Source organism: Lacticaseibacillus salsurae (genome assembly GCF_045862175.1).
GTDB lineage: Bacteria > Bacillota > Bacilli > Lactobacillales > Lactobacillaceae > Lacticaseibacillus > Lacticaseibacillus salsurae.
Genome location: NZ_BAAFZI010000072.1, coordinates 1 through 7681 on the forward strand (window position 1 = coordinate 1; position 7681 = coordinate 7681).

General features: G+C 48.4%; 10 protein-coding genes and 3 pseudogenes. 9 read left to right on the forward strand and 4 right to left on the reverse strand.

The genetic code is table 11. From position 1 onward, the window contains the following. A pseudogene (locus ACKTSG_RS12915) lies at positions 1 to 196 on the reverse strand (IS1380 family transposase); the annotation flags it as partial. 114 nt (positions 197 to 310) lie between these two features. Here ACKTSG_RS12915 and ACKTSG_RS12920 point away from each other — a divergent pair. Together ACKTSG_RS12920 and ACKTSG_RS12925 are read left to right on the forward strand one after the other, a co-directional pair. Beyond that, positions 311 to 607 (forward strand): annotated as a pseudogene (locus ACKTSG_RS12920) (helix-turn-helix domain-containing protein); the annotation flags it as partial. Further along, a complete protein-coding gene (locus tag ACKTSG_RS12925; RefSeq protein ID WP_407895331.1) occupies positions 604 to 1404 on the forward strand; it encodes an IS3 family transposase in 801 nt (266 codons plus the stop codon). The pseudogene ACKTSG_RS12920 and the gene ACKTSG_RS12925, both read left to right, overlap by 4 nt. A 65-nt stretch (positions 1405 to 1469) precedes the next feature. Here the strand turns inward: ACKTSG_RS12925 and ACKTSG_RS12930 are convergent, their stop codons facing one another. Together ACKTSG_RS12930 and ACKTSG_RS12935 are read right to left on the reverse strand one after the other, a co-directional pair. Next, on the reverse strand, positions 1470 to 4055 hold the full coding sequence (locus ACKTSG_RS12930; RefSeq protein ID WP_407895333.1) for a YhgE/Pip family protein: 2586 nt from the start codon (positions 4053 to 4055) through the stop codon (positions 1470 to 1472). Further along, positions 4048 to 4611 carry a TetR/AcrR family transcriptional regulator gene (locus ACKTSG_RS12935; protein WP_407895335.1) on the reverse strand — a complete coding sequence of 188 codons (564 nt, stop codon included), beginning with the start codon at positions 4609 to 4611 and terminating at the stop codon, positions 4048 to 4050. The genes ACKTSG_RS12930 and ACKTSG_RS12935 overlap by 8 nt, the downstream gene beginning before the upstream one ends. A 209-nt stretch (positions 4612 to 4820) precedes the next feature. Here ACKTSG_RS12935 and ACKTSG_RS12940 point away from each other — a divergent pair. From ACKTSG_RS12940 to ACKTSG_RS12970, 7 genes and pseudogenes are all read left to right on the forward strand, one after another. Next, positions 4821 to 5177: pseudogene (locus ACKTSG_RS12940) on the forward strand (GNAT family N-acetyltransferase); the annotation flags it as partial. 9 nt (positions 5178 to 5186) lie between these two features. After that, positions 5187 to 5708 carry a GNAT family N-acetyltransferase gene (locus ACKTSG_RS12945; protein WP_407895346.1) on the forward strand — a complete coding sequence of 174 codons (522 nt, stop codon included), beginning with the start codon at positions 5187 to 5189 and terminating at the stop codon, positions 5706 to 5708. A 99-nt stretch (positions 5709 to 5807) separates the two neighbouring features. After that, positions 5808 to 6329 (forward strand): DUF805 domain-containing protein, encoded by a 522-nt coding sequence (locus ACKTSG_RS12950; protein ID WP_407895337.1) that lies wholly within the window; start codon positions 5808 to 5810, stop codon positions 6327 to 6329. Next, positions 6326 to 6601 (forward strand): hypothetical protein, encoded by a 276-nt coding sequence (locus ACKTSG_RS12955; protein ID WP_407895339.1) that lies wholly within the window; start codon positions 6326 to 6328, stop codon positions 6599 to 6601. The genes ACKTSG_RS12950 and ACKTSG_RS12955 overlap by 4 nt, the downstream gene beginning before the upstream one ends. Further along, on the forward strand, positions 6598 to 6960 hold the full coding sequence (locus ACKTSG_RS12960) for a hypothetical protein (RefSeq protein WP_407895340.1): 363 nt from the start codon (positions 6598 to 6600) through the stop codon (positions 6958 to 6960). Before ACKTSG_RS12955 ends, ACKTSG_RS12960 begins: the two co-directional genes overlap by 4 nt. Then, entirely contained in the window at positions 6957 to 7157 is a 201-nt protein-coding gene (locus ACKTSG_RS12965) for a hypothetical protein (RefSeq protein ID WP_407895342.1), read from the forward strand. The genes ACKTSG_RS12960 and ACKTSG_RS12965 overlap by 4 nt, the downstream gene beginning before the upstream one ends. Positions 7158 to 7160: 3 nt before the next feature. After that, positions 7161 to 7292: a hypothetical protein gene (locus ACKTSG_RS12970; protein ID WP_407895344.1), complete on the forward strand. Its 132-nt coding sequence runs from the start codon at positions 7161 to 7163 to the stop codon at positions 7290 to 7292. Between the two features lie 136 nt (positions 7293 to 7428). Here the strand turns inward: ACKTSG_RS12970 and ACKTSG_RS12975 are convergent. Beyond that, on the reverse strand, positions 7429 to 7681 hold a 253-nt coding region (locus ACKTSG_RS12975; protein WP_407891817.1), incomplete at its 5' end, for a transposase.

Here is a 7681-nt window from a genome sequence, read left to right on the forward strand (position 1 = left end):
GGTCTGGTAACTTGAGGCACTGATTGGCAAGTTGCCTAAAGTTGATACGATGAAGAAACTCTTGGAACAAAACGAGCCCGGCGTCATTTGAAAGTTGACCGCCGTCGGCGGTCACAGTCACATTGGTATTGCATTGCAGGGATAAGCTGGTTAAAGTTGAGATGGTGTGAAGCCTCGCTTTCGTGATGGTTTTCATCGACTCAACCTTAGCATATAGGCGCACCCAATGGGTGAAACACCAAAGCAGCGCAGTCCCGTGTGAATCATGGGATTGCGCTGCTTTTTTGAAATTCTATGAATAATCCAGGATAACTATATCGAAGCGATGAAGCACTTCAATGTTTCATATGGTCAAGTTTATGCGTGGGTCAAGAAATTCAAACAAGGAGGCGAATCTGCCCTCGCAGACCGTCGTGGTAAAGCTAAAGAGGATAATGGACAGCTTTCCGAAGTCGACCGACTTAAACTTGAGAATAAGCGACTACAAGCGCGACTAACCTATGTTTCAACGGAGGTCGCAGTGCTAAAAAAACTACAGGAAATAGAAAGAAGGAATGCCGTTCAGACGACCAATACCAAGCAATCAAACAACTCGCACAAGAAGTGAATCCCGATTCCGGAAAGCCGTATGGGATCAGTGATGCGTGTCGAATTCTTGCGTACATCATTGAGCTGGAAGAAAAGAATCATTACATCTTTGGCGTCAAGCGACTTATGACCTACATCAACGCTGAAACGCCTTATCACGTTAGTCATGGACGTGTCCGCCGCATCATGCGCCAAGGACATATTCAGGCCTCTATTCGCGTGGCTAAGCACGATCGCAAGGCAGAAAAGAAAGAGTTTCTCTTAACCAACAAATTATACACAGCAGACGTTGGCCACGCTTTCCACCCAATTGCCCCAAACAAGGTTTGGGTAACGGATTGTTCAGAGTTAACTTATGGCAAAGACAACAAGCAGAAGTTACGCCTCAGCGCAGTGAAAGACCTTTACGATCATAGCGTAATCGCTTGGTTTGTCGCCCCTACAGAAACCGCTAAGCTGGTAACGGACACGATTAAGGTGGCAGTTAAGAACAATAATGGCGCTAAGCCGGAGATTCTACATAGCGATCAAGGATCAAGCTATACATCTGGTGTGTATAACACTTATCTTGCCGGTGAAGGGATTGACCACAGCATGTCGCGGCCAGGTACGCCTGGCGACAACAGTCCGATGGAAAGCTTGTGGAGTCATTTAAAGGTCGAACGTTTCGCCTTTGAATATGCCTTATCTGAAATAGAGATGATGAAGAATATTGAAGCAGCAATCAATTGGTACAACGATGAACGACGCCAAGAAACACTAAACGGCATGACTCCAATGGAATACCGGAATCATGCCGTAAAAGAAATTGCATAGAAACTTTAATTATTTGAACTGTCTACTTGACGCGGACCAGCGCCAGCAACACGCTTTTTTTCTGCTTATTTTTCGACGTCTTGGAGCTTTTGGTTATCGTCGAGTTGGGAGATGCCCATTAAATGGCGTTTTTGCAAGATCTGCATTGCGACCCATAATAAGAGCAGACTTAAAATCGCAAAGCCGATTAAAAAGGCAAAGCAGTTGGCCACAGAGCCGGAGTAGATCCCGCTGGTGATGGCTTGACGGAAACCTAATACCGAGTAGCTCATCGGCAAGAACGGATGGATCGCATTGTAGAAGCTGTTGGTGATTTCCAATGGGAAGGTCCCACCAGCACCGCCAAGTTGCAGCATCAACATGATCATCGCCACGAAACGCCCAGGGTTATCAAAGGCCATCGACAGCATCATGACAAAATACATCGACGTGATCGAGAAGATGATCGCTAAGGCATAGAACAACCCGACGTGATCAACGGTTAAACCACCGAGGATGATCAAGCTGGCTTCGATGACCGCCATGCCGATCGCCACTAAGCCGCCGAGAACGACTTTAGACGCGAACCATTGCGTCGGCGTGCCGTCTTTGTGGGAGACTTTGCGAATCGGATAAGCGAAGTTGAAGACCAACGCCCCAACATACAACGCTAAGGATAAAACATAAGGCGCTAACGCATGCCCATAGTTTGAGACATAGCTATAATGTTTTTGCGTGGTGTGAGTTGGTGCGGCAAACATTTTGGCGGTTTCATTGGTCAACTTAATGCCGTTGACTTGTTTGGCTCCAGCAGACAAGCTGGTGGCTAAGGTTTTGGTACCGGATTTAAGTTTGCTAGTGCCGTCAGTGAGTTGTGAGGACTTGTCAGCTAATTGGCTGGTGCCATCAGCTAATTGGGTCACGCCACTGGATAGGCTTGGCAACTTGTTTTGTAAAGTGGTCAAACCATTCGCCAAAGCACTGGTGCCAGCCACTAAGGTCGGGGCACTTTGCGCGACCGTCGTTGTACCGGCGGCAACTTGAGCAGCGCCGCTGGTCAAAGCACTGCCATTGGCGGCGAGTTGTTGACCGCCAGCCGCTAGTTGTTGCGTTCCAGAAACCAAGGTCGTCGCGCCACTGGCTAATTGTTGCGTGCCAGCTGTGACTTGGGCGGACCCAGTGGCTAATTGTTTGGCCCCAGCGGTGAGTGCCGGTGCGCTAGTTGCCAATGGTTGAGTGCCAGTAGTCACCAGCTTTTCAGCCCCAGTTTGTAAGGCTTCACCTTTAGTTTGCAATAAAGTATTCGCCTGGGTGATGCCAGTGGCCATGGTGGTGGTACCGGTTTGCAATTGGGTCAAACCGGTGCTCATTTTCTTCAAGACACTGGTTAACTTAGTCGTACTTTGCGTTTGCGCCGTTTCTAAGCTAGTCAACTGCTTGGCTAAATCTTGCACAATCGCTAAGTTGGCTTGGTCTTGACTGGCCGATAAGCTGACGACAAGTTTTTGTAAGTCTTGTTTAATCGTTGCCGTGGTCGCTTGGCTGGCAGTCGTACTTTCACTGAGGCTACTTTGAATGCCTGATACCGCAGCTTGAAGTTGTGTCAACCCATTGGTCATTTTCGCCGGGCCGGCTTTAAGTTTGGTGAAGGCTTCATTGACGCCAGCAACATATTGCCCGACCCCAGTGGCAACGCCTTGCGCACCGGCATTTAATGCTTTAGTTTTGGTAGGTAAGTCGGTCACGCTGGTACTTAACTTGGCGGCCCCATCGCTGACTTGCTTGGCTCCTGAGGCGAGTTGTTGGGTTTGACTAGGCATTGAGGCGACGGATTGGTTTAAGGTATTGGCGCCTGCGGCTAACGTATTGGTGCCGGTCACATATTGGCTGACGCCAGTACTTAATGAGTTGGCACCATTGGCCAATTTCGTGGTTTGCGCCGGCATCGTCGCGACCCCAGCATTTAAGGTTTTTGCCCCAGTGGTCAATTGCTTCACCCCTGACGTCAGCGGCGAAACGCTGACTTTCAAGGTTTGGACGCCTTTGTTAACGGTAGAAACGCCGACGGTATATTGTGAAACGCCATCATCTAACGTGACCGTGCCATCCGATAATTGCGTGGCGCCACTGGCCGCTTTGGAGAAGCCTTTGCCGACAGTTTTGATTTGGTCAAACACGGCACTGGCATAAGCGTTGGTGACACTCGCGCGAATCTGTTTGTCGAGTTTGTCCACGCCGATGCCGGAAATCACTTGCGACAAGTAGTTCAGCGAGTCGTTGGTGGTGTATTTCAGTTGCATTTTCTTCGGGTGGGCGTCTAAAACAGTTGCCGCATTTTTAGAGAAGTGCTTAGGAATCGTGACGACGGTGTAGTATTTGTCGTGCTTCAAACCTTCGGCAGCTTTTTTGGAAGAAACAAATTTCCAGCCGAGTTGGTCGTTGTGTTTGAGTTTTTTGACCGTTTGGGCGCCGACGTCTAAAGTTTTGCCTTCGTATTCGACCGGCACATCGTTGTTGACGACGGCCACTGGCAAGGCTTGGGTGTCACCATAAGGATCCCATACGGATTTCAAGAAGAAAATCGCGTATAAAAAGGGAATGAACATGATGACGATCACAGACAACATGATCAGTTTGTTGTGGCGGATAAATTTGAATTCGTCTTTAATCATTTTGAACCTCGTTTAAGTAAAGTTGCAACATTTGATGGTAGTTCACGTCGTGGTATTCGTCAGGCAAGTAGTTCATGATCTCAAGCACGGTGAAGCCCAAGACGCTGGAAATTAGGCCTTGCACATAAGCTTCTTGGGACATTTGCCGCAGGTGGACGCCAGCGACGAGTTGTTTGAGCAAGTCGATGACCGCTTTTAGCGCTTGGACAAAAGGGCTAGTTTCGGCGTAACGATGGATGTAATACAGTAATTGCACGCGATTGCCGGTGGAATCAAAATAATCATGGCTGATTTCGGCAAAACGCTGCAAGCTATCGACCCCAGACAAGCCGACGAGCCCATGGGTTAATTGGGTATCAAGTTGCGTTAAAAAATCAGCGCCGAGCGCTTCAATCACCGCTTCAATATTAGGATAGTAGTTGTAAAGCGATTGGGAGCGAATGTCTAAGCGGGTGGCTAAAGCTTTGAAATTTAAGTTGGCAACGCCTGACTCGCTAGCCATAACGCCTGCAGTCGCGAGGACTTTTTGCTGATCCAACACGCGATGTTTGACCATGGGGACCTCCTTTTTAATATTTACGTCAAAACATATTAATATTACAAGATATGAATATACGACGAATTGATGAAGATTACAAGCTACATCTTGAAGCTTATGAAGACTTTTTTGGCAAGTGATGAAATTTATCGGTATGCTACCATTAGGAGGTGGGGAAGATGATCACGACATTAACTGAAGTGAATCCACAACAATTAGATCAAATCATGGCGATTTGGTTGGCGAGCAACTTAGAAGCTCATGACTTTGTCTCAGAGAGTTATTGGCATCACAATTTTGCGCTGGTCAAGCAACTGATGCCACAAGCAGAACTGACTGTGGTGCAAGTTGGCGGGGAAATTGTCGGCTTTGCTGGGATGCAGGAAGATTATTTGGCTGGTATTTTTATCGATGCGGCTTATCACCATCTTGGACTCGGCACGCAATTACTGACACATTTACAAGCGCGCCATCCGGTGATCACGTTAAATGTGTTCGATCAAAATTTGCAGGCCAAACAGTTTTATCAGCGTCACGGCTTTCACTTGGTGCAAAAACAATTCGATGAAGAACTGGGTGTGTGGGATTGGACCATGGCGAACTCACCAGTAATTTATGAAACCAAGCGCCTGGTGGTACGGCAACTGAATCAAGGAGATCAGGACAATTTGGCACGCACGTTGCAAGACGAGAAAGCGATGTATGCCTACGCGCATGCATTCTCAGACGTTGAAGTCGAGGCTTGGCTGAACAATCAACTCAGACGGTATCGCGAAGATGGCTTGGGTTTGTGGGCAGTGACAACCAAAGCTGGTGAATTCATCGGCCAATGTGGCTTGACGATCCAGCCTTGGCAAGGTCATGACGTGGTCGAAATCGGGTATTTGCTTCAACGTGACCATTGGCATCAAGGCTATGCGAGCGAAGCGGCTCAAGGCGCTAAGCGATATGCCTTTAATCACTTGTTGATTTCTGAAGTTTGGTCGATCATTCGCGATAACAACCTGGCGTCAATGAATGTGGCGATTCGCAATGGCATGTTGGTACGCGGCAAAATGATGAAGCATTATTATCATATCGATATGCCACACTTTGGATTCAGTATTCGGCGGTAATTGTGGGGTCAGGTGACGATTTTGTTCGTTGTGAACGCATGCGTTAGGGCGTGAACTAACAATAGAATAAAAAAATAGTGAGACTTGGGAGATAATACCATGGCAAAAAAAGCAAGTGATGCGATCGTTTCACAAACAGGGAACCATTTTTACGGGGCTGGCGGATTAATCGCGATTCCAGCGTTCTTCAGTAATTACGTGAACTTTACGGGACGCAGTACGCGCCGTGAATTCTGGTGGTGGACCTTGTGGCAAACGTTGTTGACACTGATTTTTTGGGCGATTGTGATCGGTGCGGTTGGAATTGGCACCGTGGGTAAAGATCCAACGATTTTGTTCGCAGCATTGCTGGGGCCAATCTTGATCGCCTTGTTGTTTGGCTTGGCGATTTTATTGCCGGGTTTGGCCATTGCCGTGCGGCGATTTCGTGATGCCGGGGTGCACTGGGGTGTGTTTGTGGCATTGCAAGTCGCAGCAGGGGTGGTGCCTTTGGTATTAAATGGACACACCGCGCTTTCATCCGTGATTACCTTAGCCATCGGTTTGGTGACGTTGGTTATCGAGATCCTGCCGACGAAAAATCCGCCAATTGATGATGCCGATTCATGGGCTGAACAATGAAAGGTGCCCTGACGATTCTGGCTGGGGCGGCACTAGCCTATGCTTGGCGTTATGTCTGGGCGGGCCCAGCCGGCTTCATGCGACGGGCGTTGGCGATTTTGGTGGTCGTCGTCGGCTTAGCGTGTTTTGTTTTAGCTGGTGTGATGGTGTGGACCTTAATGCGCAGTGCGGCATTGAATGGCGCCATCATGGCCTTTGTGGTATTATTTGTGGTCATCGGGGTAAGCTTGATGATCGCGGCTAAACGCGCATTTAAAAAGGAGCCGTTATGAAAACTGAGTGGGTGAATCGCATCGCAATGGGGATCGGCTTGATTGTCGCGGCGTTGATCTATGTGGCGATCGTTCAGTGGTTACATTGGGTTGGCTGGTTAGTCGAAATCGGCTGGCTACTCCTGTTACAAGTGTTTTTTGATCAACGGATTCGCCATAAAAAACGCTTGTTGATCAAAATGTGGCGCTTGGCTGAGCAACTTGGTTATGGAGACGCGGAGATTGCGGAATTAACGCCGCAGTATGGGCGCATCGATTGGCAGTTAGCGCACACTGATAACTTCCAATTTCAGCCCAGTGATGTGGTGATCGCCCAAGTGACTGATCAACTTGAAAAAGATTTGGCGGCGCGCGCATGAAATGGACACCGGCATTAAGGACAGAATATTTGAAGAAAGTGCGCTGGCTTCTGGTATTTGCCATTGGCTTCTTCACATTGCTGTTGATTTCAGTATGGCGACATCGCTGGCTAGGGATCATACCGAGCTTCGTGATGTTTAGCTTGTTGGGTTACGAGTGGTGGGCAATTCGCGAAACCATTTTGGGGAGAAAATAAATCATGGAATATCAAACATTAGGCAGTGGCACGTTTCCGTTAGTGACGATCCGTTTAAATCGCGGCGACAGCGTGCAAATCGAATCAGGTGCGATGGTTTATCCTGGATTATTCACCTCGGTATTTGGGACATGAAATCGCATCTGGCCGGTCTGAAAGCAACGTTTGGAGCGTTGCGAATACTGACTGAGCGGAGAAGTTGGTGATCGATGCACCACGAACAGACCGACCCAGTTTTCGGCTCGACGCACGACCTATTCAGTTATTCAGTTCAGGTCGCCAACTGATGGACTTCGTCCATGAGCCGACTAAACCAGTTCTTGTAAACATAGTTAGAAGCAAGATGAATCACCACACGACGGGCGTGCCAAGTAATCCTACCGGCGATGTGAAAGAGACTGAACCGTAGCGAGGAGATGGTTGAACGACGGTCTTCCGAGACAAAGAGCTGTTTAAAGAGCTGAACCAGGTTATAGGCAATACCGGTGATCAAGGCTCGTGCAGTGTTCCGTGCAAAAGTTGAG